The following is a 26,839-nucleotide window of genomic DNA, read 5'->3' as shown; positions in this document are numbered from 1 at the left end:
CGGCCGGATCGTGCGGCTAGTGGTCGGTTTGGATGCGGAGGGCGGTGATGGTGCTGGCCAGGCCCTCGTACTGGTTGGTGAGCAGGACGATTTCGATGAGGCGGCGTTCGTCGTAATGGTCGGCGAGGGATTGCCAGGTGGCGTCGTCGAGGTCGCGGGTGGTAACCAGCTGGTCCACGGCGGTGAGCAGCGCGCGCTCCTTGGCGGACCATCCGGCGGCGGCCGGGCCTTCGCGGAGACGGTCCAGGATTTCGGCGGTGACGCCCGCACGGCGGCCCAGCCGGATGTGATGGTCGGTCTCGTACTCGCATCGGCGCAGATGCGCGACGCGCAGGATGACCAGTTCGGATTCGTACCGGCGCAGCTTGCCGCCCGGCATGAGGCGGCCGGAGAAGTGCAGCCATCCCCGGAACAGGCCGCCGGTCCGGCCCAGCGTGCTGAACAGATGCGCGTCCTCCGTGCCCGCGGCACGGGAAAGCGCCTGCCAGACAACCCAGTTCACCGGACCGAGCTCCCGCAGGCGACCGGGAGCGATGCGTGGCTTCGTCGACACCATCCCCCCAGTCAACACCCTGTCTGAGCCACTCGCCAGACCGGCGGCCCGGCGCGGCGCGGATCGGGCTACTCGCGGACCGCCTGAGCGAGTTTGGTGAGTTCCAGTGCGCGGCGGGCGCGGGTGAGGACGTGGGCTCGGGAGCTGGTGAGGTGGGCGAGGAGGGTGCGCAGAGCGGTGTCCAGATCCCCGGCGAGCAGGTGTTCGGCGATGGCGATATGGTCCTCGGCCATGGCGGCGATCCGCCCGGGGGTGGGCATGTCCAGGGCCCGCACCGGCCGCACCCGCGCGTGCACCGTCGAGAGCGCCTCGGCCAGTGCGGAATTGCCGGCGGCCAGCAGGAGTGTGGTGTGGAACCGCTCGTCGGCGGCGATGAGCTCGGCCCCGGGCTCCGGCGCGTCCTCGCGCACGCGCCGCCAGAGCTCGAGCTCTCGCTCGACCGCGCCCGGGTCGTGCGGCGTGACCGCAGGCCGAGCCGCCAGGGCCGGGGGTTCCGGCTGCACGGCGGCGGCCAGCGGTTCCGGGAGTGCCGCCGCGGTGGCCTGCAAGCGTTGGATGCCTCTGGCTTCCAGGACTATTCGGAGTTCGTACAGGTCCCCGAGTTCGTCGACCCGGGGGCGGTACGGGTAGAGGCCGTCGGTGTGGCGTTCCAGCAGACCGTCGGCGAGGAGCCGGGCCAGCGCCTCGCGGACCGGGGTGCGGGAGACGCCGTAGGTCTCGGCGAGGCGTTCCTCGCCGAGCCGCTCGGTGGGTACCAGCATCCCGGCCGCGAGATCGCGCTGCAGGGATCGATAGACCCGCTCGGACAACGGAATACGCCCCCTGCGCGCGTTCACGGAGTGTCCGATCAGATCGCCATGGCCTGGCGTACCGCGGATTCCGCGCTCGCCCCGCCCGCCCCGGAGGAGGTGACGCGGCCCGAGCGCAGGACGTAGAACTGCTGCGCGGCCTGCAGCGCGAAGCCGATGTGCTGTTCGACCAGCAGCACGCTGAGTCCGCCCCGGCCGGTGAGTTCGATGATGGTGCGTTCGATCTCGGCGACCACCGAGGGCTGGATGCCCTCGGTCGGCTCGTCGAGGATCAGCAGCGCCGGTTCGGTGATGAGGGCCCGGGCGATGGCCAGCTGCTGGCGCTGGCCGCCGGAGAGCAGTCCGGCCTTGCGGGACAACAGTTCCCGCAGTGCCGGGAACAGGTCCAGCGCTTCGTCGACGAGTGCCTTGCCGCGTTTGCGGCCGTCGGCCACCACCTGGAGGTTCTCCATTGTGGACAGCTGTGGAAAACTCTGCTGCCCCTGTGGAACATAGGCGAGGCCGCGCTTGACCCGCCGCGACGGCGACATCCTGGTGATGTCCTCGCCGCCGAAGCGGATCCGCCCCGACTTGGCGGGCAGCAGCCCGACCGCCGCACGCAGCAGCGAGGTCTTACCGGCCCCGTTGTGGCCCATGATGGCCGCCACGCCATTGTCCGGAACCGTCAGGGACACACCGTGAATCACCTCTGTCCGGCCGTAGCCGGTGTGTAGGTCAACGAGTTCCAGCATCCGCGGCCTCCTTCGCCTCGTCCGAATCCTGCTCCGCGCCCATGGATTCACCAGCGCTGGTCTCCGCGGGCGGCAGCGCACCGGCCGCGGCGGTGCCGAGGTAGACCTCCTGCACCTTCGGATCGGCCTGCACCTGCTCCACGGTGCCCTCGCTGAGGACGCGGCCGCCCGCGAGCACCGTCACCGAGCTGGCGAACGCGCGCATGAAATCCATATCGTGCTCGACGACGATGACCACCCGCTCACCGCCGATGCGGCGCAGCAGGTTTCCGGTCTCCTCGCGTTCCTCGGCGCTCATGCCCGCCACCGGTTCGTCCAGCAGCAGCACCGAGGCGTTCTGCACCAGCAGCATGCCGATTTCGAGCCACTGTTTCTGACCGTGCGCGAGCACCCCGGCAGGTTTGTCGCGCAGCGCGGCGAGTCCGGTGGTCTCGAGCGCCGCCTCGATGGCGGGCAGCACCGACTTGCGCCGGCGCAGCAGGGTGAGCGCGGAACGTCCCGCGCCCGCGGCGATATCGAGGTTCTGCAGCACCGTGAGCTGTTCGAACACGCTCGCCGTCTGGAAGGTGCGGCCCACCCCGAGCCGGGCGATCTGATGCACCTTGCGGCCGATCAGCTCGGCGCCGGTCTTCTGCGCCGAACCGGTCGCGGGCACCAGGCCGGTGATGGCGTCGATGAGGGTGGTCTTGCCCGCGCCGTTGGGCCCGATGAGGAAGCGCAGATCGCCCTGCAGGACGGTCAGATCCACGTCGGAGACGGCCTTGAAGCCGTCGAAACTCACGGACAGGCCACGGATTTCGAGGTATTCGCTGTCCATTCCGGCATTGCCGCCGATTTTCGGTTCGGGTGCGGTCATCGTGCTTCCACCTTCTGCTCGGCCTCGGACTCGGCCTCCGGCTCGGCCTCGGCCCCGGACTCGACCGCCGCCTCGATCTCGGGCGCGGCGGCCGGTTCCGGTGCGGCGTCGGGGGCCGTCGCGGGCCGCAGCCGCTCCAGCAGCTGCTTGGCCATGGGCCCGAATCCGGCCAGTCCGGCCGGAATGAAGCCGACCACCACGATGAACAGCGCACCCTGGAAGTAGGTCCACGCCGACGGGAAGTGCTCGGAGAACGTGGTCTGCGCCCAGGCCACGCCGATCGCGCCCAGCACCGGCCCGAGCAGGGTGGTGCGGCCGCCGATGGCGACGCCGATCAGGAACGCGATGGACGGGACCACACCGATGTCGGCGGGGGAGATGATGCCGACGATGGGGGTGAACAGGGCGCCCGCGATGCCCGCGAAGAACGCGGCCACCACGTAGGCGACAATCTTGATATTGGCCGGGTCGTAACCGAGGAACCGGGCCCGTTCCTCCTGATCACGCACGGCGACAAGCAGTTCCCCGTACCGGCTGCGCATGAGCTGGCGTGCGACGGCCACCACGATCAGCAGCGTGCCCGCCGCGATGAAGAAGAGCATGCGCCGGTTCACCGGATCATCCAGGCGGAAGCCGAAGAACGAGCGGAAGTCGCTCAATCCGGTGAAGCCGCCCATGGTCTGCTGCCCGGTGAGCAGGATCGCCAGCGCCGCGGCCAGCGCCTGGCTCAGGATGGCGAAGTACGCGCCCTTGACCCGGCGCTTGAACACCCCGAAGCCGAGCACCGCGGCGATGGCGGCGGGCAGCACCGCGATCGCCAGCAGCGCCACCGGTGCGGACTCGAAAGGCCGCCAGTACGAGGGCAATTGGTCCACGCCCGCGATAGTCATGAACTCCGGCACATCCTCGTGCGCCTTGGCGGCGTCGGCCATCTGCATGTGCATGGCCATGATGTACGCGCCGATGCCGAAGAACACGCCCTGGCCCAGGGTGAGCATGCCGCCGCGACCCCACGCCAGGCCGATGCCGACCGCGACGATGGCGAAGCACAGGAACTTGGCGAGCAGGCTCAACCGGAAGTCGGTGAGCATCGCCGGTGCGATACCGAACAGGACTATGGCGGCGATGACGAAGCCGCCCAAAGCTTTCAGAGAAGAGTTGGCACTCAGTCGCTGGATGGTGGTCATGCCAGACTCCTCGTCCGGACGGTGAACAGACCCTGCGGGCGTACCTGCAGGAAGATCACGACCACGATGAAGACGATCACCTTGGCGACCGTCGCGGTGGTCGAGTATTCGACGAACGAATTCAGCAGGCCCATGGCGAAGGCCGCGATCACGGTGCCCTTGATCTGCCCGAGGCCGCCGATGACGACCACCAGGAAGGCGTCCACCAGATACGACTGCCCGATGGTGGGGCTGGTGGAACCGATCAGGGTCAGGGCCACACCGGCCACCGCCGCCAGCCCGGAACCGATGAAGAAGGTGCTCACATCGGTGAGACGTGAAGAGACGCCGGAGGTTTCGGCCAGGCTGCGGTTCTGCACCACGGCCCGGATGCGGCGGCCGAGCGGCGTCGTCTTGAGCGCGGTGGCCAGCGCGATCACCGCCACCACGGCCAGCACCATGATGAAGATGCGGGTCTTGGGCACCACGGTGCCCGCGATGGTGAGGCCGCCGGTCAGCCAGTCCGGCGCGACCACGTTCTTGGCGGGCGCGCCGAAGATGTCCCGCACCGCCTGCTGCAGGATCAAGCCGACACCGAAGGTGACCAGCAGGGTGTCCAGGGGGCGGTCGTACATCCAGCGGATGAGCCCCATCTCCAGCGCCGCGCCCAGCAGGCCGCCGACCAGGAAGCCGACGAACAGCGACACGATCAGCGCCACGCCCGTCGCCGAGATCAGTTGTTCCACAACGTAGGTCGTGTAACACCCGGCCATGATGAATTCACCGTGCGCCATATTGATGACGCCCATCTGACCGAAGGTCAGCGACAGGCCCAGCGCGGCGAGCAGCAGGATCGAGCCCAGACTCAGCCCCGTGAAGAGCTGTCCGACAGCCACATCCATGATCAGTACCTCTCGAGCTCTATTGGTGGAGAACGCCGTACGGCTGGTGCGATGCCGCGGTGAGAGTCGCGCGGACACCGCACCAGCCGCCCCTCATCGGCGGCCGCCGAATTACTTCAGGCCCTTGGCCCAGTCGTAGTTCTTCAGGTACGGGTCCGGCTGGATCGGCTTGCCGGAATCCCAGACGGTGTAGATGAGCCCGTCGGGGTGGATCTCGCCGATGCGCGCGGTCTTGGTGATGTGGTGGTTGGAGCCGTCGATGGTGACGGTGCCCTCGGGCGCGTCGTAGCTGACGCCGTCGGCGGCCTTCTGAATGTCGGCCACCGCGAACGACTTCGCCTTCTCCACCGTCGCCTTCCACAGGTAGACCGAGGTGTAGGCGGCCTCCATCGGGTCGGAGGTGGGCTTGTTCGCGCCGTAGGCCGCCTTGTACGCGGCGACGAACGCCTTGTTCTGCGGGGTGTCGACGGTCTGGTAGTAGTTCCAGGCGGTCAGCTGGCCCGCGACGTTCTGCACGCCGACGCCGCCGACCTCCTCCTCGGCAATGGACACCGAGACCACCGGCATGTCAGCGGCTTTCAGGCCCGCGTTCGCGTACTCGCGGAAGAAGGCCACGTTGGAGTCTCCGTTGAGGGTGTTGAACACCGCGCCCGCCTTGGCATTGCGGACCTTGTTGACGATGGTGGAGAAGTCCGTGGAGCCTAGCGGGGCGTAGTCCTCGCCCTTGATCTCGATGCCATTGGCCTTGGCGTACGCCTTGATCTCGCGATTGGCGGTCTGCGGGAAGACGTAGTCGGAGCCCACCAGGTAGAGGGAGGTGATGCCCTTCTGCTTCAGATAGTCCAGCGCCGGAATGATCTGCTGGTTGGTGGTGGCGCCGGTGTAGAAGATGTTCTTGGAATCCTCCAGGCCCTCGTACTGAACCGGGTAGTAGAGCAGCGAATTCAGCGATTCGAACTTGGGCTTCATGGCCTTGCGCGACGCCGAGGTCCAGCCGCCGAACACCGCGGCCACACAGTCGGAGCTGATCAGCTTCTCGGCCTTCTCCGCGAAGGTCTTGGGATCCGAGGCGCCGTCCTCGAGCACCACGTCCAGCTTCTTGCCCAGGACGCCGCCCGCGGCATTGATCTGGTCCACCGCCAGCTTGGTGGCATTGGCGACGGTGACCTCGCTGATGGCCATGGTGCCGGTCAGCGAGTGCAGTGAACCGATCTTGATGGTGTCCTTCGACGTGTCCACGCAGGACTTGGCATTGGAGCCCGACGCGGTGTCGCTGTCGCGCGAACCACAGCCGGCGACCAGGACGGCGGACAGCGCCAGCGCGGTCGGAATGGTGATCGCCTTCATCAGGCGGGCGGCCCTGTCCCGGCGGGGAGAGTCGTGCATGGGCGGATCCTTCACTTCACGGTGTTCGGCGGCGCCACGTGCGCCGCTTGCGAATACCGCCGCGTATACAGCGGCTGTATCCGTGGATCGAAAGGTAAACGGGAAGTGTTGCGCCGGAATGACTCTCGATGAATGTCCGATTTCCTACATTGCCGTGGCGTGAATTTCTGCTCACCGCATCGTGGTTCATTCGGTGTGAAGGAAACATTATTGCAGGTCAAGGGATATGAAACGGCCCGAGCCGGGGTCAGCGAAAGCTGACACCGGCTCGGGTTCAACGGTGAGATCGCCTCAGTAGCAGTACTGGTTGTGGGTGTAGTAGTCGGTGTGGCAGTCCTGCTGCCACGTCCAGCCGTCCTGCCGGTCGTCGTTGGTGGTGCCGGCACCCGCCGCGCTGCCGGTGCCGCCACCGATCAACGCACCGATCATGGCCGCGAACGGCAGGGCGATGACGCCGAGCCCCCCGGTGGCCACCGCGATGATGACGCCGACGACGATGCCGCCGAGCGCACCACCCAACGCGCCCACGGCACTACCGGTTTCGGTCGCGCGCTGTTTGGGCGAGGTCGGCACCCATCGCCCGATATCCGCCGCACCCGGCTGCGCGACCTCGCCGGCCTCCGGATGCGCAACCAGCCTGGTCCCGTTGTCCTCGATACTCGGATGCATCGAAACCACCAGATCCGTACCCGCGGTGGTCATCGCCAGCGGCATCCGCGACACGACCACCCCGGAGCCATCCAACACGTCCACCGAGGCATCGGTGAGCCGGAAAGTGCCGCCGGTCAGCGTCGTTGTAACCGTCCTATCGGCATCCGACCGAACAATGGAGTAACCCAGATCGTTCTGCCCCTGAGCGGGGTGCTGAATCGACTGCACCGCAGCCGGATCCGGCGTCGGCGCGGCGTAGGATGTACCCCCTGTGATCGCCAGCGCGGCAATGGTGAGACCGGCAGTGGCGATAACCTTCTCGATTTTCACACGATCATGTTCGCCTGCGATTCAACGCGTGTTTCCCATCCGGATAGGTCATCCAATCGGTCATCGCATGATGTCCGGCAGTCATCGAATGATGCACGGCAAGAGGAAACTTCGAAGCCCCCCAGATATCCGCGACGATCTCCGATGGCTCCATTCCGATGGTCGTTTCGCCTGGAGTCGAGTCCAACGCTATTTTCGTGACGCGGTCACTGAATGACATAGGGGGAGATGGAGCTTCGGTGTTCGCTGATGTCGAGTGATTTGCCGAGGGGTGGGAAGGCGCGTTGGGGGCAGTTGGAGCGTTCGCAGACGCGGCAACCGGCGCCGATGGGGGTGGCTTTGGGCTCGTTCAGGTCCAGGCCGTCGGCGTAGACGGTGCGGCCGGCGTGGCGGAGTTCGCAGCCCAGTCCGATGGCGAAGGTCTTGCTGGGTTCGCCGTAGCGGGTGGCGCGGCGTTCGACGGTGCGGGCGATCCAGAGGTATTTGCGGCCGTCGGGCATCTGGGCGATCTGGGTCATGATCTTCGCGGGGTAGGCGAAGGTCTCGTAGACGTTCCAGAGCGGGCAGGTGCCGCCGCTCGAGGAGAAGTGGAAACCGGTGGCGGACTGGCGTTTCGACATATTGCCGGCGCGGTCCACGCGGACGAAGGAGAAGGGGACGCCGCGGAGTTTGGGGCGCTGCAGCGTGGACAGGCGGTGGCAGATGGTCTCGTAGCTCTGCGTGAAGAACGCCGATAGGCGTTCGATGTCGTAGCGGAAGTCCTCGGCCACCTCGTGGAAATGGGTGTAGGGGAGCACCGTGGCGGCGGCGAAATAGTTGGCGAGGCCCAGTTTTGCCAGCACGACCGAATCGTGGCCGCTGAAATTGCCCTCCGCCACCAGCTTTTCGATGAGCTCGCCGCACTCCAGATAGGCCAGCTCGGCGGCCAGCTTGAACACCCGTTGCCCGCCCGAGAGATGCGGCGCGATTTCCAGGCGGCGCTGCTCGGGATCGAAACGGTGCAGCACGCCGTCGCCCAGATCGATACGCTCCACGATCTGCACGCCGTGCGCATCGCTGAGGCGGCGCGGGATCTCGCGCTTGAGATCGCCGCCGTGGAATCGCATGCGATGGGTGAGTTCCTCGGCGGCGGTATCCAATTCGTGAATATAGTTCTGCCGCTGATAGAAGTAGTCGCGCACTTCCTCGTGCGGTTTGGAGATGGCGCCCGAACCGCTGCCGTCGGCGAAGCGGTCCTCGGTGGCGGCGGCCAGCTGCGCGGTCGTATTCCGGTAGCGGCGATGCATGTTCACCATGGCGCGCGCCAGACCCGGGTGCGCGGACACCATTTCTGCGATCTCCTGGGCGTCGGCCTCCACCCCGAGCTCCTGGTCCATCACGACCTCCTGGAGTTCGGCGATGAGCCGGGTGTCGTCCTGCGAGGAGAAGAAACCGGCGTCGACGCCGAAGACTTCACTGATGCGCAGCAGGACCGGTACGGTGAGCGGACGCACGTCGTGTTCGATCTGATTCAGGTAGCTCGCGGAGATCTCGAGCTTCTTGGCCAGCGAGACCTGACTCAAACCGCGCTCGGTACGCAGCTGTCGCAGCCGCGCACCGACGTAAGTCTTGGCCATGCGCCCGAGTTTATTGGTGTCTTCGCATCGTTGCCAACGTGAGAGTTAGCAGAGCTGCTGAGCTGTGTGTCACATCGTTGTCGGTCGCTCGGGTTACCGTCGACAAGTGCTCTTGTCCGATGTGGTTGAGGCGTCACAGGGTGTGCGGGCGACGTCGTCGCGAAAGAACAAGGTCGAGATCTTTGCCGACCTGCTGAAGCCGGCGGCGCCGCAAGAGTTGGCGCAGGTCGTGGCCTGGTTGTCCGGCGAGCTGCCGCAGGGGCGGATCGGAACGGGGTGGCGGACGCTGACTACGCTCGCGGTCGAGCCGGCCGCGGTGCCCACGCTGTCCGTGGACGAGGTGGACACCGCTTTCAGCGAGCTGGCCGAGGTCGCGGGCAGCGGGTCGACGGCGCGACGACAGGAACTGCTGGCCACTCTGTTCGGGGCCGCGACCCAGGACGAGCAGGAATTCCTGCTCCGCCTGCTGACCGGGGAGATGCGGCAGGGCGCCCTGACCGCGATCGTCGCCGAGGCGGTGGCCGCCGCCTTCGACGTGCCGATCGAGGCGGTGCGCCGGGCCCACATGCTGTCCGGGCGGCTGCCGGTCACCGCCGTCGCGGCGCGCACCGGCGGCGTCGAGGCCCTGGCCGCGTTCCGGCTCGAGGTCGGGCGGCCGATCCAGCCCATGCTGGCCTCGCCCGGCGCGACCCTCGAGGAGGCGATGGCCGAATTCGAGGGGCGGGCCAGCGTCGAGCACAAGATGGACGGCGCCCGCATCCAGGTGCATCGCGACGGCGAGCGGGTGTGGGTGTTCACCCGCACCCTGCGCGACATCACCGCGAACGTGCCCGAACTGGTCGAGGTGGTGCGGCAGCTGGACTGCACCAGCGTCGTCCTCGACGGAGAAACCTTGGCGCTCAACGACTCCGGCCGACCGCGGCCCTTCCAGGAGACCATGAGCCGCTTCGGCGCCACCACCTCCCAGGAACTGCTGCTGCACCCCTACTTCTTCGACTGCCTCCATCTCGACGGCGCCGACCTGCTGGACGCCCCGCTGCGCACGCGCCGCGAGGCCCTCACCGCGGTGGCCTGCGGCCTGACCATTCCGGCCCTCATCGCCCCCGACCCGGAAGCCGCCGCCGAATACTTCGACGGCGCGCTGGCCGCGGGCCACGAGGGCATCATGATCAAATCCCTGGACGCCCCCTACGCCGCCGGCCGCCGCGGCCGCTCCTGGCAGAAGATCAAACCCACCCACACCCTCGACCTCATCGTGCTCGGTGCGGAATGGGGCTACGGCCGCCGCACCGGCTACCTCTCCAACCTCCACCTGGGCGCCCGCGACCCCGAGGGCGGCGACCCGATCATGGTCGGCAAAACCTTCAAGGGCCTCACCGACGCCCTACTCCAGTGGCAGACGGCCGAATTCCCGCGGCACGAACGCACACGCGACGGCAACACCGTCTACCTCTACCCCGAACTGGTGGTGGAAATCGCCCTCGACGGAGTCCAGACCAGCCCCCGCTACCCCGGCGGCGTAGCCCTCCGCTTCGCCCGGGTAGTCCGCTACCGCCCCGACAAAGAACCCCACCAAGCCGACACCATCGACACCATCCGCGCCCTGCTACCCGGCACCAAATAGAACGGGTGCGGGGGCGGAGCCCCCGACATTGCCCCCCGGGGGTTCGGGGCGAAGCCCCTGAGAGTCTCGAGAGTTGGGCCCCTCCTCACAGACGATTCACAGCTGGAACAGGGCACGCTCCGAGTTTCGGGCGACATGATTCAGGTGTCGACGCTCGACCGGACGGTTGTCAGGTGACGGGACACAGGAACTGCCACCGCATCTCCCACGCGGATTCCCTGTGAGCTCGTGCCGTTCGGGAGACTTCGACGGTGGATTGCGCATGGTCCACCTTGTGGCCGGTGGTGCCCCGCCCCCTCGCCGGGCACCGCCGGCCGCGGTCAAGATTCGTCTCGCGGTCAGGATTCGTAGTCGCGGGTGCCGGTCAGGTTCGGCAGCCGGCGGCGGCCCGCGGCCAGCTCTCCCGCCAGATGCTCGTAGGCGATGGCCAGTTCGGTGAGCCGCTGGGCGGCATCGTGCACGGCGTCGTCGGGCGACATGGCCAGGGACAGGTAGGCGAGCGCGGAGAATTGCGCCAGCCGGTCCACCACCGTCCCTACGGTCTCGGTGTGCAGGTGGGCGTCGCGGGCGGCCTTGGGGAGTTCGGCCGCCACCCAGGAGTCGATATCGAGCACCAGCCGCGCCCGGTCGTGGTCGATCCGATCGGTGCCGCCCGCTCTGGTGAGCCGCCGCTCGTGCAGGTCCGCGAGTAAGCCGGCGCAGCGCAGCACCGGATGGTCGTCGGGGGGCAGGCCACGGCAGGCCTGCAGCAGCAGGTGTTTCGGTGGGAGCGGATGCACGGCCGACATCCTGCCCCTCGAATATCTCCGAATGGCAACGACATTCGGTGCCACTTTGTCGTGCAGGGGTTGCATCCGGTGCCGTGACGTGCCGAGATGGTGGGGTGATCCTCACCGTGACCCTGAACCCGGCCTACGACATGACCTACCGGGTGGAGCATTTCGAGCGGGGCCGGGCGCAGCGGGTGCGGTCGGTGGATCAGCGGCTGGGCGGGCGCGGCATCAATGTCACGCGGGTGCTGAACCAGCTCGGCAAATACGCCCGCGCCACCGGCTTCTCGGACCATTCCTTCGCGGCCGCCGCGGAACTCGAGATGCCCGTGGACTTCGTGCACGCGCTGCCGTGGGTCCGCCGCACGGTGGTGATCAGCGAATCCGATGACGGCACCGCCACCGCGCTGTGGGAGCCCGGCCCGCGGGTCACCGAACCGCACGCGGTGGATCAGCTGCGGGTGCGGGTGGCGGGCCTGCTCTCGGATATGAGCGGCCTGGTCATCTCGGGTTCGCTGCCCGGCGGAGTGAGTCCGGGCCTGCCCGCCGAGCTGGCGCGCACCGCCATCGCCCGGGGCGTGCCCACGATCTGCGACTTCGACGGCCAGCCGCTGGAATTGGCCGCGCGCGTGCCCGGCGTCGTGCTCACCCCCAATGTCGAGGAGCTGGAACGACTCACCGGCCGCCCGGCGGGCACCATTCCCGAGATCCTCGCGGCCGTGGATCCGCTCATCGCCGACGGTGTGGGCACGGTGGTGGTGACCCGGGGCGGTGCGGGCATGGTGGCGGTCACCCCGACCCGGGCCTGGACGGCAGCGCTGCCTAAACCACTGGCGGGCAACCCCACCGGGGCGGGCGACGCGGCGGTGGCGGCCATCATTGCCGCGCTGGCCTCCGGCACCACGCCGGACTGGCCGGAGCTGCTCGCCGACGCGGTCGCCACTTCCGCCGCCGCCGTGGTCATTCCGGTCGCGGGCGAGATCGACCGGGTGCTGCGGGATCGGCTGCTGCCCACCGTGCGGGTGCGGGAACTCGAATCCGTCGCTGTCCGGCCGTGACAGTCCGGGGACACGCCGTATGTGAGGTAGCTGTGAACTGAACCGCGCGGCGGCGTGGTGGCGGAGACCGGGGATTGTCCCGGGTTAGGTTGGGGGAGTGTCGGACCTGGGAACTCAACCCGATCGGGGGTCGGGTGTGGACGACAGTTATCGAATGCCCCGGGTGGTGCGTGCGGCGCAGGTGCTCGCTCTGGGAATCGCGGGGCTGGGCGCGATCTGCGTGGCCTCTTCGGGATGGCTGCTGGGAGCCAAGGCGGCGATCGGGACCGCGGTGCCGTTCATCCCGGCGTTCCTGCTCGGGCTGGTCGCGCTGACATTCAATTCCGAGGGGCAGTCGGTGCGCATCGGGGCGATCCTGGTGGCGGTCATGAACATGCTGTGGACGGTGCCGTCGATCACCGAGGGGCGGCCGCCGGGGCCGCTGGGGCCGCTGGTCTCGCTGGCGGTGATCGTGCTGCTGTTCCGCCGGGAGGCGCGCGACTGGTTCGAACCCTCGGCCTGGTGGTGAAACCCAACTCGCGGGACTCTCAGGGGCTTCGCCCCCGAACCCCCTCGAGATTCTCGGAGGCTCCGCCCCGAACTCCCTGGCAAGTTTCGCGTCCCCGCTGCGTAACAAATAGGTCATCTCGTCCGCTCATTTGCAATCTGCGTGCAATTCCCGGCACTTACCGTTGGCGCTATGAGTTCGGAAGCCGCCGCGGGGACGGGCATTCACATCAGCGGGCTGAGCAAGACCTTCCGCTCCGGGCGGCGGGTGGTGCCGGCCCTGGACACGGTGGATCTGCATACCTCGCAGGGCGCGTTCCTGTCGCTGCTGGGACCCTCCGGGTGTGGGAAGTCCACCATCCTGCGGATTCTCGCGGACCTGGAGTCGCCCTCGGCGGGGACCGCGAAGATCAATGGTGAGACCCCGGCCGAGCTGCGCCGGCGGCACGAGTTCGGGATCGCGTTCCAGGATTCGGCGCTGTTGCCCTGGCGCAGTGTGGAATCCAATATCAGGCTGCCGCTGCAGGTGGCGGGGCTGCCCGCGGACCGCGAGCTGGTCGCGGATCTGATCCGGCTGGTCGGCCTGGAGGGCTTCGAGAAGGCCAAGCCCGCGCAGCTGTCGGGCGGTATGCGGCAACGGGTTTCGATCGCCCGCGCGCTGGTGGTCCGGCCGACGGTGCTGCTGCTGGACGAACCCTTCGGCGCGCTCGATGATATGACCCGGCAGCGGCTGAACCTGGAACTGCTGCGCATCTGGACCGAAAAGCCCGCCACCACACTGATGGTCACGCACGGCATCGCCGAGGCGGTCTTCCTCTCCGACGTGGTGGCCGTCATGAGCCCGCGGCCCGGGCGGGTGGTGGAGGTCGTGAACATCGACCTGCCGCGGCCCCGCACACCGGAGATGATGCGCACGCCCGAATTCCACAAGCTGCACGACTACCTGTCGGAGCTGCTGTTCGGGCGCACCGGCCGGGGCGGGGTGGCGTCGGAATGAACTGGGGCGCAATGAGAGAGAGTCTGCGGATAACCAGGTTGGGCGGTCTGGCGGGCATGCTCGCGCTGCTGGCGGTGTGGACGCTGCTCGCCGAACTGCGCGTCGCGGGCGGCACCGTCCCGAGCCCGTGGACCGTGCTGCACACCATGTACGCCGACGGGTGGGCGCTGTACGGACCCAACTTCCGGATCACGGCCTGGGGTGCGCTGCAAGGGTTTCTGTGGGGTAATGCGCTGGCCATTGCGCTGGCTGTGCTGGTGGTGCTGATTCCGCCGATCGAAATGCTGGTCACCCAGCTGGCCATCCTGAGCTACTGTACGCCGCTGCTGGCGCTGGGGCCGATCATCCTGGTGGTGTTCGGCGGGCGCACGCCGACGGTGTTCCTGGCGGCCATGTACTGCTTCTTCACCACCATGGTCGGCACCGTATCCGGATTGCGGTCCGCGGACCGCACCAGCCTGGATCTGGTGCGCGCCTACGGCGGCGGCCGCTGGCAGCGGCTGACCCGGGTGCAGCTGATCGCGGCCCTGCCGAATACCTTGGCCGCCTTGAAGATTGCCGCACCCTCCGCGGTGCTGGGCGCGATCATCGGGGAGTACCTGGGCGGCGTGGACAGCGGCATCGGGGTGGCCCTGACGGCCGCGCAGACCGCCTACAACGTGCCGCGCACCTGGGGCATGGCGCTGGCCGCGGCCGCGCTGGCCGGGCTCGGCTACGCAATCGTGGCGCTGGTGGCGCGGGTGGCGGTGCCGTGGACGCGAGCGGAGGCATGATGACCGACAAGGTCGCGAACCCGGCGGCGGGCCGGGCCGCACAGCTGCTGAACCTGCTGCGGCCGATCGGGAGATTCCTGCTGCCACTACTGGTTTCGCTGATTCTGCTGGTGGCCCTGTGGTACGGCTTCCTGAAGCTGTATCCACAGGTCGGGCTGGTCGGCAAGAGCCCCGGGGACGTGTGGAAGTACCTGGTGACCGGACCGACCTCGGCGGGCGCTCGTCAGGTGATCTTCGACGAAATGCGAATCACCCTGCGGGACGCGGTGATCGGCTTCGGCGCGGGCATGGGTGCGGCGCTGGTGGTGGCGGCGCTGTTCATCGGCGTTCCCGCGGTGGCGCAGGCGTTCATGCCGGTGGCGATGCTGCTGCGATCGGTCCCGCTGGTGGCCATCACCCCCATCATCGTGCTGGTGTTCGGGCGCGGACTGCTCGGCGTCACCGTCATGGCCGCCATCGTGGTGTTCTTCCCGGCCCTGGTGATGATCATGACCGGCTTGCGGTCCGCGCCCCGGCAGGCCACGGAACTGGTACTGGCCTACGGGGGTTCGAACTGGACGGCCATGCGCATGGTGGCGGTCCCGGCCGCGCTGCCCGCGGTGTTCGCGGCCGCCCGGGTCTCGGTGCCGGGCGCGCTGATCGGTGCGCTGCTCGGCGAATGGCTGGGCAGCGGAACCGGTTTGGGCGCGGGCCTGATCCGCGCCATCCCCACCTTCCAGTACAACCGGCTGTGGGCGTCGATCGCGCTGGTCACGCTGGTGTCGGTGTTCGCCTACGCGGTGGTGGGCGTGCTGGAAAACCTGGTGCTGGCGCGGTTCTCGCCGGAACGGAGCCGGGAATGAGCACACGAGTTAACGCGGCGCACACAAATACCTGCGGAAAAGCAAAAAATCGGAAATCGAAACGGCCTACATTCGCCGCATGAGTGGTGTGTTCCGGCCGGATTCGGCCTCGCAGTTGTCCATGGGTCGGCGAAACTTCCTCCGCTACGCCGGATTGACCGGTGCGGCGGTGGGCGGCGCCGGATTGCTGGCCGCGTGCGGTAAGGACTCCTCGAGCTCCGGCAATGGCTCGGTCGCCGACGGTTCCAAGTACGGGACGGTGGCCGTGCAGCTGTCCTGGTTGAAGAACATCGAGTTCGCCGGTGAGTACTTCGCCGATTCCAAGGGCTACTACAAGGACGCCGGATTCGGGTCGGTGAATCTGATCGCGGGCGGCGCGGCCAGCACCTCGGTGGAGGCGGGGCTGGGCACCGGCAAGATCTGGATCGGCATGTCCGCGCCGCAGACCACCGCGCCCGCGATTCTGGAGGGCCTGTCCGCCAAGATCGTCGGCACCACGTATCAGAAGAATCCCTTCTGCATCGTGAGCTCCGGCAAGAGCCCGATCCTCAATCCGCAGGCCATGAAGGGGCGCAAGATCGGTGTGCAGGACACCAATCAGCTCATCTTCAATGCGCTGCTGACCGCCAATGGCATGTCGCCCTCCGACGTCACCATCGTGCCCGCGCAATACGATCCGACGCCGCTGGCCAACGGTGAGGTGGACGGCTGGGTCAGCTACGCCACCAATGAGCCGATCACCCTGGCCACCAAGGGGTTCCAGAACTTCAACTTCCTGTTCGCCGACTTCGGGCTGCCGCTGGTCGCGGAGACGCTGACGGTGAGCCAGCAGACCATCGACAAGGAGCGCGACAAGCTCAAGGCGTTCCTGATGGCAGAAATCAAGGGCTGGAAGGACGCCGTCGCCGACCCGGGTGAGGCGGCGCGGCTGGCCGTCGAGGTGTACGGCAAGGATCAGCGCCTGGAGCTGCGTGAGCAGACCATGGAGGCGCAGGCGCAGAACGGGCTGGTCGAATCGGCCGACTCCAAAGCCAACGGGCTGTTCACCATGACCGACGCGCTGATCGAACAGAACATCGCGGCGCTGGCCAAGGCCAAGATCGATATCAAGGCGGACAAGCTGTTCGACCTCTCGGTGCTCAAAGAGGTCTTCGCCGAGCACCCCGAATTGAAGTAGCTCAGCGCATCAGGGCCGAGTCAGCGCACCAGCTGCACGTGCCGGCGGCCCCCGCCGGAGGAGGCGGACAGCGGTTCGGCGGAGGTGCCGTTGCGGACCGCCAGCAGTTCGGCGGCGATCGACACGGCGGTCTCGGCGGGGGTGCGGGCGCCCACGTCGAGACCGGCGGGGGAGTGCAGGCGGGACAGGGTCTCGTCGGTGAAGCCGCCCGCCTGCAGGGCCTCCAGCCGATGTGCGTGCGATGCCGGGGTGCCCAGGGCGGCCAGGTACCCCAGCTCGGGTAGTCGCAAAGCCACGGTGAGCAAAGGGATTTCGAACTTCGGGTCGTGTGAGAGCACCACCATGGCGGTGTCGGTGCCGATCTCCCCGGCCGAGGCGAGGGTGTTGAGGTAGCGGTGCGGCCAGTCGACCACCACCTCGCAGCCCGGGTAGGCGGTCGGATTGGCGAAGGTGGGGCGGGCGTCCACGATGGTGATCCGGTAGCCGAGCAGCCGGGCCTGGGTGGCCAGCGCGCTCGCGAAAGCGTTGGCTCCCACCAGGATCAGGTGCGGCGGGCGGGCGAACGAGGACACGAAGACGTCGGAGTCGGGGAGCGAGACCAGCTCGGTGCCGTGCTTGCGGTCGGTGATGAGGTGCTGGCCGATCACATCCGGGTCCGAATGCCAGACCACGGTGAAGACGGTGACCTGCCGCTGGGCCGCCATATCGGCTGCCACATCCGGGAATTCGGGAAAGTGCCTGCGCGAGAAGGGTTCGGTGAACACGTCCAGGGTCCCGACACAGTCCATCTGCGCGTCGAGCCCGCTGCCCGGTCCGAATCGCTGCAGCCCGCGCCGTCCGGTGTGCGCCGAGTCGATGGCGGCCTCGTAGGCGGCGGCCTCGGCGCAGCCCGCCGAAATCGATCCGAAGGCGCGCCCGTCGGCGTCCACCACCATGGCCGACCCGATCGGCACGGGTGTAGCGCCTTGTGTCCGAACCAGAGTGGCCAGCCCCCCGGTGCGCCCGCTGTGCCAAATTCGAAGAAGGTCGTCGACGATTTCCCGCATCACATGCTCCCGATCACAGTGCGGTGTCCGCCGGATAATCCCGATCGATCCCCGTTGCGAGGTCATCGCACGTGACGCACACCATATCCGCTCGTTGTCGTAAATAAGTGCCCGCCCCCGAATTTCCCTCCGCGCTCGCGCACACCCCCGCCCAGTGCGCTCGCCCCAGCACCACCGGATGCCCGGGCGTGGTCCCGAAGAACGCCCGCGCCAACCGGCTCTCGCTCGCCCGTGCCGCCGCGATCACCCGCTCGACCACCGCGGGCCCGACGTCCGGCGTATCCACCGGCATGATCGCGACCAATTCCGCGGGCGCTGTGCTGTGATTCGGCGGCGTCGCCGCGGACCTCCCGGTGCCGAGGCCCGGTGCCGCGGCCGCCGCCAGACCCGCGCGCGTGGAGGCGCTCAGGCCGAGGTCCCAGTCCGCCGCCCAGACCGGGCGGACTCCCTCGGGCAGGGCGATGCCCGAGGTCTGCGATACCTCCCACTCGCCGCCCGGCGCGCGGTGGGCGGGCCCGGTTGCGCCCAGTACCACGAAGATTCGCGCGCACCCGCCGTCCCGCAGCGCCGCCACTGCCCCGCGCAGCCAGCGACCGTCCTCGGCCAGCACTTTCGGCATGCCATATCGCCGACCGGCACCGGCCGCGAGCAGAATTCCATCGCAGCGTTCGGGACTCACGCGAGCAGGGTAATCCCGCCCGCGCACCTTCGCTGACCAAGCGACCATCAGGGATTTCCGGACCGGCCGGATGCCGCCAACCGGCAGCGAATCCCGGGCCGATCGGGTAGCGGTCCCAGCCGCTGATCCCGTCTCGTCCGGGCAACAACGAGGCCGAACAACGAGGCCCCGCACCGAGTTCGGTGCGGGGCCTTCGTGCGTGGGCGGCTCAGAAGAGGCGAACGCGGGTGGCTCAGAAGAGGGCCAGGGCGGCGAGCAGGCCGGACAGGGCGATGAACTGCAGGGCCACCCGGAGGTTGATGATGCTGTCCCACCTGTCCTGCAGCGCACGGGCATCGGCGGGGATAACCCCGGACTGGGCGGCCGCCTTCTGCGCGGTGTTCACCGGCTTGGCCACCTTCACGTAGAGCGCCAGCCAGGCGACAAGGGCGACCAGCGCGACGGCGGCGGCGACAGCCGCGCCGCTGTGGCCGGAGACCGCGGCGACGATCAGCGTGAGGGCGGCGGTGACGACGCCGCCGGCGCCGAAGATCGGCATGCGCTTGTCGCCGTAGTAGTGGCCCCAGCCGGCGCTGACGGTGACGGAGGCGTCGTCGAGGCGGCGGTAGACGGATCGCGTGATGAGGGCGGCGCACCAGTCGGTGCCGTAGACGACGGCATTGGCGAGGACGGCGAGGGCGGCGAGGAACTGGCCGGTCAGGACGAGCATCGGGGGCCTCTTTCGGCGGTAATCTAGCGGCGCTAGTAACTGAAGCAACGATAACAAGATGGAGCTATCTTGTCTAGCGGTGCTAGATAATGAGATTTCAGTTCGACCGAATGGTCCGAAGTCGGCGCCGCGGTGGCTCGCCTCACAACCATCAAGATCAGAACGATCTGTGAAGGTGCTCACATCCGGACACCCGTCGGCGCGTCATGCGCCGGTGGTCCCCGTCACGCAAACAGTACGGGCGTTATGCAAAACCGCACGTCAGCGCTACCGGCAAGTAGATTTCATCCCTGCTATTCGCAAGCAAATTTTGCAAGCTTAGCAAAAGGCTGGTGAAAGCTAGCGGGGATTCACACTTGCAACAGGTAGACGCATATTTTTTCCTGTGCCATCGTGTGGAAGTACACCTCGCGGGCCTAGCAAGTCTGCAAATCGCCGCTCCAGCAGTGGTCGAACATCCTCGCTCCCTCATCCGGCGCGTGTTCGATCCGCGGGGCTACCGAGACCGAACGAAGAAGTGGAGTCAGAGATGTCGAAGGTCGGCACCCCGAAGACCGCTGCGGAACTCCAGCAGGATTGGGACACCAACCCCCGCTGGAAGGGCGTCACCCGCAACTACACCGCCGATCAGGTCGTGAAGCTGCAGGGCACCGTCGTCGAGGAGCACACCCTCGCCCGCCGCGGTGCCGAGATCCTCTGGGATCTCGTCAACAACGAGGACTACATCAACTCCCTGGGCGCCCTCACCGGTAACCAGGCCGTGCAGCAGGTCCGCGCCGGCCTGAAGGCCATCTACCTGTCGGGTTGGCAGGTCGCCGGTGACGCGAACCTGTCCGGCCACACCTACCCGGACCAGTCGCTGTACCCGGCCAACTCGGTTCCGGCCGTGGTCCGCCGCATCAACAACGCGCTGCTGCGCGCCGACGAGATCGCCAAGGTCGAGGGTGACACCTCGGTCGCCAACTGGCTGGCCCCGATCGTCGCCGACGCCGAGGCCGGCTTCGGTGGCGCGCTGAACGCCTACGAGCTGCAGAAGGCCATGATCGCCTCCGGCGCGGCCGGCGTGCACTGGGAGGACCAGCTGGCCTCCGAGAAGAAGTGCGGCCACCTGGGCGGCAAGGTGCTGATCCCCACCCAGCAGCACATCCGCACCCTGACCTCCGCGCGTCTGGCCGCCGACGTCGCCGACGTGCCGTCGGTGATCATCGCCCGCACCGACGCCGAGGCCGCCACCCTCATCACCTCCGATGTGGACGAGCGCGACCGTGAGTTCCTGGACGGCACCCGTACCGCCGAGGGCTTCTTCGGTACCAAGAACGGCATCGAGCCCTGCATCGCGCGTGCCAAGGCCTACGCCCCCTACGCCGACCTCATCTGGATGGAGACCGGCGTCCCGGACCTCGAGGTCGCGCGCAAGTTCGCCGAGGCCGTCCGCGGCGAGTTCCCGGACCAGCTGCTGGCCTACAACTGCTCGCCGTCCTTCAACTGGAAGGCGCACCTGGACGACGCGACCATCGCGAAGTTCCAGCGTGAGCTCGGCGCCATGGGCTTCAAGTTCCAGTTCATCACCCTGGCCGGCTTCCACTCGCTGAACTACGGCATGTTCGACCTGGCCTACGGCTACGCCCGCGAGGGCATGACCGCCTTCGTCGACCTGCAGGAGCGCGAGTTCAAGGCCGCCGCCGAGCGTGGCTTCACCGCCGTCAAGCACCAGCGTGAGGTCGGCGCCGGCTACTTCGACACCATCGCCACCACCGTTGACCCCAACACCAGCACCGCTGCGCTGAAGGGCTCCACCGAAGAGGGCCAGTTCCACTGAGTTTCCCAAGGTGACAACTGATTTCGTGAGGATCCGGGTAACGCCCCGGGGACGACCGAAATCGGTTCGCCACCCAACCGCCGGCTCGGGTGCATGGCGACGACGGCTCTTGGCCGCCCGCTGAATACCCGGAGAGGCGGTGGAGTGGACAACCCTCGGGGCGGCAGTCGCATCACAACCTCGGCCGCCCCGGGGACCCGGAACTTCGCCGGGAGGGGATGGCAAGCCCTCTCCCGGCGAAGTTCACCCGCCCTTCCCGTCGACAGCCCCGGCGGGGAGGGCATCTTCCTATAGCGTTTTTTGCAAAGACCTTAAGAAGGCGCAGGGTCGAAAAAGTTAGTCCGACGCCTTCACCCACAGTCACGACGGCCGACTGGCGGCGTTCGATACGCGACAACTGATTTCGTACCGGTAGGGGTAACTCATCGGGTACGGCCGAAATCGGTTCGGCACTCGACGCAGGCACGGACGCAGAAGTGGCAACGGCACTCAGCCGCCCGCAAAGGTTGCGGGGAGGCGGAACGGAGCGGGACGTGAGCAGCGAAAAGATTCAGCGCGTCGGCATTATCGGCGCCGGACAGATGGGTGCGGGTATCGCAGAAGTCTGCGCCCGGGCACATGTCGATGTCCTCGTCTTCGAACAGACCCGGGAACTCGCGGCAGCCGGCCGGGCCCGCATTCTGCGGTCGCTGGACCGCGGGGTGTCCAGCGGCAAGATTACCGAGCGCGAGCGGGAGCAGGCCGCCTGGCGGCTGCGCTTCACCTCCGACCTCGGCGACTTCGCCGACCGTCAGCTGGTCGTCGAGGCCGTCGTGGAGAACGAGGACGTGAAGACCGCCATCTTCGCCGAACTCGACAAGGTCGTCACCGATCCGAACGCGGTGCTGGCCTCCAACACCTCCTCCATTCCGATCATGAAGATCGCCGTGGCGACCAACAACCCGGAGCGGGTGGTCGGCATGCACTTCTTCAACCCGGTGCCGGTGCTGCCGCTCGTCGAGCTGGTCACCACCCTCAAGACCACCGAGACCGTCACCAAGCGCGCCGAGCAGTTCGCCGCCGACATCCTGGGCAAGCAGGTCGTGCGCTCCGCCGACCGCTCCGGCTTCGTGGTGAACGCGCTGCTGGTGCCCTACCTGCTCTCCGCCATCCGCATGGTCGAATCCGGTTTCGCCACCAAGGAAGACGTCGACAAGGCCATGGTGCTGGGCTGTGCCCACCCCATGGGCCCGCTGGCGCTGACCGACCTGGTCGGCCTCGACACCGTGAAGTCCATCGCCGACTCCATGTACGCGGAGTTCAAGGAGCCGCTGTACTCCGCGCCGCCGCTGCTCATGCGCATGGTCGAGGCCGGCCTGCTGGGCAAGAAGGCCGGTGCGGGCTTCTACCAGTACAACCGCGCGTGATCTGAGCCTTTCCATGGCGTTTCGATGCGCTCACGCGGGTGGTCGCGTGAGCGCATCGTGTTTTTTCACCCAAGGTGCGCGCCGCCGGGCATGTGGCGGCGTCCACCGCAACCGGGCATAAGCTGCAACCAGGTCGTTCGGGACCGGCAGCTCGGAAGGAGTGTCCGTTCAGATGGTCAACGTCACCGACGGGTTCGGATCCAGCATCCTGGGATACCCGCGGATCGGTCCGCATCGGGAACTCAAGCGCGCGCTCGAGTCCTATTGGCACGGCACGCTGTCGCGCGACGAGCTGCTCGCCGTCGGGCGCGAGATTCAAGAAAGCCAGTACCTGGAGCTGGCCGCCACCGGGCTCACGCAGGTCCCGGGCAACACCTTCTCCTTCTACGACCACATTCTCGACAACGCGCTGTTGTTCGGCGCGGTCCCGCAGCGGTTCGAGCCCTTCCGAGAAGGCTTGGACCCGTTGGACTTCTACTTCCTGATGGCTCGCGGCCGGCCGGATCTGCCGCCGCTGGAGCTGGTGAAGCTGCTGAACACGCCGTACCACTACCGGCAGCCGGAACTCGAGCCCGACACCGAATTCTCGCTGCACCCCGAGGCGCTGCTGGACGAGTTCGATCGCGCCAAGGCGGCCGGCATCGAGCTGCGGCCGGTGATCCTCGGACCGCTGTCGCTGCTGCTGCTGTCCAAGACCGGCCACGTCCCCGGCGAGACCGAATTCGACAAGCTGGTGCTGCTGGACAAGCTGCTGCCGGTGTACGAGGAACTGTTCGAGATCCTCGCCAAGCGCGGCGCCACCTGCGTGCAGCTGGACGAGCCCTGCTTCACCAGCGACCGCTCGCCGTCCACCATGGAGCTGTTCGAGAAGACCTACCAGCGCCTGTCCAAGGCCCCGCTGCGCCCGCGCATGCTGGTCACCGGGCAGTACGGCGATTTCGGTGCGGCCATCGAAATCCTGTGCCGCACTTCGGTGGAGGCCATCGGCCTCGACCTGGCCAGCCACCGGATCGTGCCGGAGGAACTGGCCAAGATCCCCGGCATCAGGCGCAAGCGGCTCTACGCCGGTGTCATCAGCGGCACCAATGTGTGGCGTGCCGACCGGTTCGTGACGCTGGAATACCTCAACGCCCTCGCCCAGGTCTGCCCCGACATGGTGGTCTCCACCGGCGCCACGCTGCTGCACGTGCCCTACGACGTGCTCGTCGAATACGAGCTCGAGGGCCCCGTCGCCGACCGCCTCGCCTTCGCCAAACAGAAGGTGCTGGAAGTGGTTTCGCTGGCCAAGGCGCTCACCGAGGGACCCTCGGAGAAGTGGCGCCGGAAGCCGACCTCGGTGCACTTCAAGCAGAAGCACGCGGTGCGCCAGCGCGTCTACGCCGTCACCCCGCAGATGCGGGTGCGCGAGCCCTACGAGACGCGAAGGGTCGCGCAGCAGGCCAAGCTTCGGCTGCCGGTGGTGCCCGCCACCACGCTGGGCTCGTTCCCGCAGACCGAGACGGCCCGGCAGGCGCGCCACGACCTCGGTCAGGGCCGGCTGTCCTACGAGGAGTACCGCAAGCGCATCGAAGCCGAGATCGAGTCCACCATCCGGCTGCAGGAGGACATCGGCCTCGACGTGCTGGTGCATGGCGAGCACGAGCGCAACGACATGATCCAGTACTTCGCGGAGCTGCTGGACGGCTTCGCCACCACCCACTTCGGCTGGGTGCAGGTGTACGGATCCCGGTGCGTGCGACCGCCGATCGTGTACGGCGACGTGTCGCGCCCCGAGCCCATGTCGGTGTCGTGGACCACCTACGCCCAGTCCCTGACCGACAAACCGGTCAAGGGCATGGTCACCGGTCCGGTCACCATGCTGGCCCGCTCCTTCGTGCGCCAGGATCAGCCGCTCTACGAGACCGCCGACCAGGTGGCGCTGGCCATCCGCGACGAGGTGATGGATCTGGAGAAGGCGGGCATCGCCATCATCCAGGTGGACGAGCCGTCCATCCGCGAACTGCTCCCGCTGCGCAAGAAGGGCCAGGCCGAATACCTGCGCTGGGCTGTCGGCGCGTTCAAGCTGGCCACCTCCGGCGTCGCTGCGGAAACCCAGATCCACACGCACATCGGCTATTCCAGCCGCGGTGACGTGGTGGCGGCCATCGAGGAACTCGACGCGGACGTCACCGCCATCGTCGCCACCCGCTCCATCGAGTGGGTACTGGAGGCGCTGAAGGAGGACTGCGCCGAAGGCCGTGGTCTCACCCACGGCGTCGGCCCGGGTGTGTACGAGTCCCGTTCCGCCCGGATCCCGGACATCGACGAGCTGGACGAATTGCTCACCGCCGCAGCGGAAGCCGTCACCCCGGAACGCCTGTGGGCCAACCCGGACGGCGGCCTGAAGACCCGCCACCACTGGCAGCTCGACCCGTCCCTGCGCAATATGGTCGCCGCGGCCCGCCGCGTCCGCCGCCGCGCGGAGGCCGCCGCTGGCGAAACCGCCTGAGGCAGTAGCGAAGCCGCTCAGGCAGTAGCGCTCCCGGAACCCCGGTCCGATCCTCCGATCGGACCGGGGTTCCGTGCGTCCGGCGTCACGAATCCGTCATGAGCCGACGATTACCGTGCGGGACACAGGTTTTCGAGAAAGGCAGTGGGCATGGATCCGACGGGTAAGAGCGATCAGCCGGTGGACGAACCCGAAACCGAGAAGCAGTACAACGACACCTACAACCAGAAGGGGGATCAGGTGCCGCCGGATCCGCCCTGGAAGTCGGGGCGCTGAGCGCCAACCTGGGATGGCTGAGCGCCGACCCGGGGTTGCTGAGCGCCGACCCGGGATTGTCGGTGGGTGCCGCTACGGTGTGGGCGTGAACCGCACGGATCGGCTCTACGCGATTGTCGAGGAGTTGCGGGCAGTGTCCCCGCGGCTGCGGACCGCACGGGAATTGGCCGTGCGGCACGGGGTGAGCGTGCGCACCGTTGAGCGGGACATCAGCGCGCTGCAGCAGTCGGGGGTGCCCATCTACGCCGATGTGGGGCGGCGGGGTGGGTACGCGCTGGAGAAGAGCATGTCGCTGCCGCCGCTGAACTTCACCGCGGCCGAGGCGGTGGCGCTGGCGGTCGCCGTGGCCCGCGCCGACGATGGGCCCTTCGCGGCGGCCGGGCGCAGTGCCCTGCGCAAGATCCTGGCCGCCATGTCCCAGCAGAACGCCGACGCGGCACGGCAATTGGCGTTGCGGGTGCGCCTGCTGGAGTCGCCGGAGGCCGTCGCGCCGATGCCGATCCCGGCGGAGGTGGAGCAGGCGGTGGTGGCGCGGCGCGTGCTGCGCATCGAATATCTGGATGGCTCGGGGGTGCTCAGCGAGCGCGAGGTGGAGCCGGTCGCGCTGCTGCACGGGACCAACGGCTGGTATCTGCTGGCCTGGTGCCGGCTGCGCGACGAACCGCGCAACTTCCGGCTCGACCGGATGAAGGCCATCGAGCTGACGGAGTGGACCGGGCCGGAGCGGACCATCGACATGTGCCGCCCGGACGAGCCGGTGCACGAGGTGCGGATGATATCGCTCGGTTAGGCCGGCGAACACCGACAAAATCATCCGGAAACACCGACACAGGGTTGTCGCCGGGCCCGGAGATCGTGGTGGGGCAAGGAAATCCACCATGACTCTCCGGGAGACAGAGATGACCACTCCGCCCTTCAACACCGTCGCCTGGTTCCAGGTCGGCAGCAATGAGCCCGAACAGGTGAAGGCCTTCTACCGGGAACTGTTCGGCTGGAACTTCGCTCCGGACCCGGACGAAGACGGCAAGTACGACATCGTCACCTACCCCGGTAACGAGATGCCCGCGGGCGGTATCGCACATCAGGACGACGCCTCCGGCAACCACGCCATCTTCTATGTGCTGGTCCAGGACGTGCCCGCGGTACTGGCCGCGGCCGAGCAGGAAGGTGGCAAGGTCTTCCTGCAGCCCGTCACCGCCAAGAACGGCCTGGTCTTCGCCGAGCTGCTCGACACCTCGGGCAACCGCTTCGGCGTCTTCAGCCCGCCGCCCGCGAACTGAGCCCCGCCGCTCCCGCCGCGCCGCGGAGATAGCCTGTCACGGAGGTTGATTCGAGACAGGAGTGTGGATCGTGGGCATGTTCGACCAGTTGAAGGATGCGGCGGGCAAGGCGGCGGAGCTGGCGGGTCAGCACGCCGACAAGCTGGAGCCGCTGATCGACAAGGCCGGCGATCTGGTGGACCAGCAGACCGACGGCAAGTTCGCCGGTGCGGTCGACAAGGTGCAGGACGCCGCCAAACAGGCCCTGCGCGAGCAGTCGGGACACTAGGCGGCACAGCGGGTTTCGGGGCCGGCCGGGGGGCGGGGCGGCACCCCCCCCCCGCCGCCCCGGGGGGGGGGGGGGGTTTAGGAAGGGGGGGGCCCCGCGGGGGGGGGAAAAACCCCGGGGGGCGGGGGCGGGAAAAAAAAA

General features: G+C 67.8%; 27 protein-coding genes. 14 read left to right on the top strand and 13 right to left on the bottom strand.

Annotation, left to right across the window (positions count from 1 at the left end; all coding sequences use genetic code 11):
• Positions 1–16: 16 nt before the first annotated feature.
• The 9 genes from ACFXKA_RS39790 to ramB form a co-directional block, all read right to left on the bottom strand.
• Positions 17–556, bottom strand: a complete 540-nt coding sequence (locus tag ACFXKA_RS39790) for a carboxymuconolactone decarboxylase family protein (RefSeq protein WP_354847122.1) — start codon at positions 554–556, stop codon at positions 17–19.
• A gap of 65 nt (positions 557–621) precedes the next feature.
• The gene (locus ACFXKA_RS39785) at positions 622–1,389 is read right to left on the bottom strand and encodes a GntR family transcriptional regulator (protein WP_379431393.1); all 768 of its coding nucleotides are present in this window, start codon (positions 1,387–1,389) and stop codon (positions 622–624) included.
• Positions 1,390–1,400: 11 nt separating this feature from the next.
• Positions 1,401–2,093: an urea ABC transporter ATP-binding subunit UrtE gene (gene urtE, locus ACFXKA_RS39780; protein WP_354847117.1), complete on the bottom strand. Its 693-nt coding sequence runs from the start codon at positions 2,091–2,093 to the stop codon at positions 1,401–1,403.
• Positions 2,077–2,949, bottom strand: a complete 873-nt coding sequence (gene urtD / locus ACFXKA_RS39775; protein WP_379431392.1) for an urea ABC transporter ATP-binding protein UrtD — start codon at positions 2,947–2,949, stop codon at positions 2,077–2,079. Before urtD ends, urtE begins: the two co-directional genes overlap by 17 nt.
• Positions 2,946–4,136: an urea ABC transporter permease subunit UrtC gene (gene urtC / locus ACFXKA_RS39770; protein WP_379431391.1), complete on the bottom strand. Its 1,191-nt coding sequence runs from the start codon at positions 4,134–4,136 to the stop codon at positions 2,946–2,948. The genes urtD and urtC overlap by 4 nt, the downstream gene beginning before the upstream one ends.
• Entirely contained in the window at positions 4,133–5,017 is an 885-nt protein-coding gene (urtB, locus tag ACFXKA_RS39765; protein WP_354847108.1) for an urea ABC transporter permease subunit UrtB, read from the bottom strand. Before urtB ends, urtC begins: the two co-directional genes overlap by 4 nt.
• A 111-nt stretch (positions 5,018–5,128) precedes the next feature.
• Positions 5,129–6,364 carry an urea ABC transporter substrate-binding protein gene (urtA, locus tag ACFXKA_RS39760; protein ID WP_379389263.1) on the bottom strand — a complete coding sequence of 412 codons (1,236 nt, stop codon included), beginning with the start codon at positions 6,362–6,364 and terminating at the stop codon, positions 5,129–5,131.
• 330 nt (positions 6,365–6,694) lie between these two features.
• The gene (locus ACFXKA_RS39755; protein WP_379431390.1) at positions 6,695–7,384 is read right to left on the bottom strand and encodes a hypothetical protein; all 690 of its coding nucleotides are present in this window, start codon (positions 7,382–7,384) and stop codon (positions 6,695–6,697) included.
• A gap of 206 nt (positions 7,385–7,590) precedes the next feature.
• The gene (gene ramB, locus ACFXKA_RS39750; protein WP_354847100.1) at positions 7,591–9,000 is read right to left on the bottom strand and encodes an acetate metabolism transcriptional regulator RamB; all 1,410 of its coding nucleotides are present in this window, start codon (positions 8,998–9,000) and stop codon (positions 7,591–7,593) included.
• 106 nt (positions 9,001–9,106) lie between these two features.
• On the opposite strand from ramB, the gene ACFXKA_RS39745 reads away from it, so the two are divergent.
• Entirely contained in the window at positions 9,107–10,624 is a 1,518-nt protein-coding gene (locus ACFXKA_RS39745; protein WP_379431389.1) for an ATP-dependent DNA ligase, read from the top strand.
• Between the two features lie 338 nt (positions 10,625–10,962).
• Here the strand turns inward: ACFXKA_RS39745 and ACFXKA_RS39740 are convergent, their stop codons facing one another.
• Positions 10,963–11,403, bottom strand: a complete 441-nt coding sequence (locus ACFXKA_RS39740; RefSeq protein WP_354847094.1) for a DUF4254 domain-containing protein — start codon at positions 11,401–11,403, stop codon at positions 10,963–10,965.
• 104 nt (positions 11,404–11,507) lie between these two features.
• Between ACFXKA_RS39740 and ACFXKA_RS39735 the strand changes: the two genes are divergently transcribed.
• From ACFXKA_RS39735 to ACFXKA_RS39710, 6 genes are all read left to right on the top strand, one after another.
• On the top strand, positions 11,508–12,452 hold the full coding sequence (locus tag ACFXKA_RS39735; RefSeq protein ID WP_379431388.1) for a hexose kinase: 945 nt from the start codon (positions 11,508–11,510) through the stop codon (positions 12,450–12,452).
• A gap of 154 nt (positions 12,453–12,606) precedes the next feature.
• Entirely contained in the window at positions 12,607–12,960 is a 354-nt protein-coding gene (locus ACFXKA_RS39730; protein ID WP_354847088.1) for a hypothetical protein, read from the top strand.
• A 171-nt stretch (positions 12,961–13,131) separates the two neighbouring features.
• On the top strand, positions 13,132–13,935 hold the full coding sequence (locus tag ACFXKA_RS39725; protein WP_379431387.1) for an ABC transporter ATP-binding protein: 804 nt from the start codon (positions 13,132–13,134) through the stop codon (positions 13,933–13,935).
• Positions 13,936–13,946: 11 nt separating this feature from the next.
• Complete coding sequence (locus tag ACFXKA_RS39720; RefSeq protein WP_379431386.1) at positions 13,947–14,708, top strand: ABC transporter permease; 762 nt, start codon at positions 13,947–13,949, stop codon at positions 14,706–14,708.
• A 47-nt stretch (positions 14,709–14,755) separates the two neighbouring features.
• Positions 14,756–15,550 carry an ABC transporter permease gene (locus ACFXKA_RS39715; RefSeq protein WP_379389264.1) on the top strand — a complete coding sequence of 265 codons (795 nt, stop codon included), beginning with the start codon at positions 14,756–14,758 and terminating at the stop codon, positions 15,548–15,550.
• A 79-nt stretch (positions 15,551–15,629) separates the two neighbouring features.
• Positions 15,630–16,727, top strand: a complete 1,098-nt coding sequence (locus tag ACFXKA_RS39710; protein ID WP_379431385.1) for an ABC transporter substrate-binding protein — start codon at positions 15,630–15,632, stop codon at positions 16,725–16,727.
• Between the two features lie 20 nt (positions 16,728–16,747).
• Here the strand turns inward: ACFXKA_RS39710 and ACFXKA_RS39705 are convergent, their stop codons facing one another.
• The 3 genes from ACFXKA_RS39705 to ACFXKA_RS39695 all read right to left on the bottom strand — a co-directional run bounded on the left by ACFXKA_RS39705 (position 16,748) and on the right by ACFXKA_RS39695 (position 19,161).
• A complete protein-coding gene (locus ACFXKA_RS39705) occupies positions 16,748–17,773 on the bottom strand; it encodes an XdhC family protein (protein WP_354847075.1) in 1,026 nt (341 codons plus the stop codon).
• A gap of 13 nt (positions 17,774–17,786) precedes the next feature.
• Positions 17,787–18,452, bottom strand: coding sequence for an NTP transferase domain-containing protein (locus ACFXKA_RS39700; protein ID WP_379431384.1), 666 nt, complete (start codon positions 18,450–18,452; stop codon positions 17,787–17,789).
• Between the two features lie 232 nt (positions 18,453–18,684).
• On the bottom strand, positions 18,685–19,161 hold the full coding sequence (locus ACFXKA_RS39695) for a DUF1772 domain-containing protein (RefSeq protein WP_379431383.1): 477 nt from the start codon (positions 19,159–19,161) through the stop codon (positions 18,685–18,687).
• Positions 19,162–19,690: 529 nt separating this feature from the next.
• On the opposite strand from ACFXKA_RS39695, the gene aceA reads away from it, so the two are divergent.
• The 7 genes from aceA to ACFXKA_RS39660 all read left to right on the top strand — a co-directional run bounded on the left by aceA (position 19,691) and on the right by ACFXKA_RS39660 (position 26,698).
• The gene (gene aceA, locus ACFXKA_RS39690) at positions 19,691–20,980 is read left to right on the top strand and encodes an isocitrate lyase (protein WP_379389181.1); all 1,290 of its coding nucleotides are present in this window, start codon (positions 19,691–19,693) and stop codon (positions 20,978–20,980) included.
• Between the two features lie 533 nt (positions 20,981–21,513).
• Positions 21,514–22,386, top strand: a complete 873-nt coding sequence (locus ACFXKA_RS39685) for a 3-hydroxybutyryl-CoA dehydrogenase (RefSeq protein WP_354847064.1) — start codon at positions 21,514–21,516, stop codon at positions 22,384–22,386.
• Between the two features lie 172 nt (positions 22,387–22,558).
• Complete coding sequence (gene metE, locus ACFXKA_RS39680; RefSeq protein ID WP_379431382.1) at positions 22,559–24,874, top strand: 5-methyltetrahydropteroyltriglutamate--homocysteine S-methyltransferase; 2,316 nt, start codon at positions 22,559–22,561, stop codon at positions 24,872–24,874.
• A gap of 150 nt (positions 24,875–25,024) precedes the next feature.
• Positions 25,025–25,150: a hypothetical protein gene (locus ACFXKA_RS39675; protein ID WP_354847060.1), complete on the top strand. Its 126-nt coding sequence runs from the start codon at positions 25,025–25,027 to the stop codon at positions 25,148–25,150.
• An 85-nt stretch (positions 25,151–25,235) separates the two neighbouring features.
• A complete protein-coding gene (locus ACFXKA_RS39670; RefSeq protein ID WP_354847057.1) occupies positions 25,236–25,940 on the top strand; it encodes a WYL domain-containing protein in 705 nt (234 codons plus the stop codon).
• Between the two features lie 109 nt (positions 25,941–26,049).
• Positions 26,050–26,430 carry a VOC family protein gene (locus tag ACFXKA_RS39665; protein WP_354847054.1) on the top strand — a complete coding sequence of 127 codons (381 nt, stop codon included), beginning with the start codon at positions 26,050–26,052 and terminating at the stop codon, positions 26,428–26,430.
• 76 nt (positions 26,431–26,506) lie between these two features.
• On the top strand, positions 26,507–26,698 hold the full coding sequence (locus tag ACFXKA_RS39660; protein ID WP_364620324.1) for an antitoxin: 192 nt from the start codon (positions 26,507–26,509) through the stop codon (positions 26,696–26,698).
• Positions 26,699–26,839 lie beyond the last annotated feature (141 nt).

Origin of the sequence: Nocardia sp. NPDC059228, assembly GCF_042754245.1 — a bacterium.
Taxonomy (GTDB): Bacteria; Actinomycetota; Actinomycetes; order Mycobacteriales; family Mycobacteriaceae; genus Nocardia.
Note: the sequence above shows the minus strand (reverse complement) of the source record. Positions and strands in the feature narration are given on the sequence as shown.

Coding starts and splice junctions, on each gene's coding strand:
- ACFXKA_RS39790 (WP_354847122.1), bottom strand. CDS start 556: ATGGTGTCGACGAAGCCACGCATCGCTCCCGGTCGCCTGCGGGAGCTC.
- urtE (WP_354847117.1), bottom strand. CDS start 2,093: ATGCTGGAACTCGTTGACCTACACACCGGCTACGGCCGGACAGAGGTG.
- urtD (WP_379431392.1), bottom strand. CDS start 2,949: ATGACCGCACCCGAACCGAAAATCGGCGGCAATGCCGGAATGGACAGC.
- urtC (WP_379431391.1), bottom strand. CDS start 4,136: ATGACCACCATCCAGCGACTGAGTGCCAACTCTTCTCTGAAAGCTTTG.
- urtB (WP_354847108.1), bottom strand. CDS start 5,017: ATGGATGTGGCTGTCGGACAGCTCTTCACGGGGCTGAGTCTGGGCTCG.
- urtA (WP_379389263.1), bottom strand. CDS start 6,364: ATGAAGGCGATCACCATTCCGACCGCGCTGGCGCTGTCCGCCGTCCTG.
- ramB (WP_354847100.1), bottom strand. CDS start 9,000: ATGGCCAAGACTTACGTCGGTGCGCGGCTGCGACAGCTGCGTACCGAG.
- ACFXKA_RS39730 (WP_354847088.1), top strand. CDS start 12,607: ATGCCCCGGGTGGTGCGTGCGGCGCAGGTGCTCGCTCTGGGAATCGCG.
- ACFXKA_RS39725 (WP_379431387.1), top strand. CDS start 13,132: ATGAGTTCGGAAGCCGCCGCGGGGACGGGCATTCACATCAGCGGGCTG.
- ACFXKA_RS39720 (WP_379431386.1), top strand. CDS start 13,947: ATGAGAGAGAGTCTGCGGATAACCAGGTTGGGCGGTCTGGCGGGCATG.
- ACFXKA_RS39710 (WP_379431385.1), top strand. CDS start 15,630: ATGAGTGGTGTGTTCCGGCCGGATTCGGCCTCGCAGTTGTCCATGGGT.
- ACFXKA_RS39705 (WP_354847075.1), bottom strand. CDS start 17,773: ATGCGGGAAATCGTCGACGACCTTCTTCGAATTTGGCACAGCGGGCGC.
- ACFXKA_RS39695 (WP_379431383.1), bottom strand. CDS start 19,161: ATGCTCGTCCTGACCGGCCAGTTCCTCGCCGCCCTCGCCGTCCTCGCC.
- aceA (WP_379389181.1), top strand. CDS start 19,691: ATGTCGAAGGTCGGCACCCCGAAGACCGCTGCGGAACTCCAGCAGGAT.
- metE (WP_379431382.1), top strand. CDS start 22,559: ATGGTCAACGTCACCGACGGGTTCGGATCCAGCATCCTGGGATACCCG.
- ACFXKA_RS39675 (WP_354847060.1), top strand. CDS start 25,025: ATGGATCCGACGGGTAAGAGCGATCAGCCGGTGGACGAACCCGAAACC.
- ACFXKA_RS39665 (WP_354847054.1), top strand. CDS start 26,050: ATGACCACTCCGCCCTTCAACACCGTCGCCTGGTTCCAGGTCGGCAGC.
- ACFXKA_RS39660 (WP_364620324.1), top strand. CDS start 26,507: ATGTTCGACCAGTTGAAGGATGCGGCGGGCAAGGCGGCGGAGCTGGCG.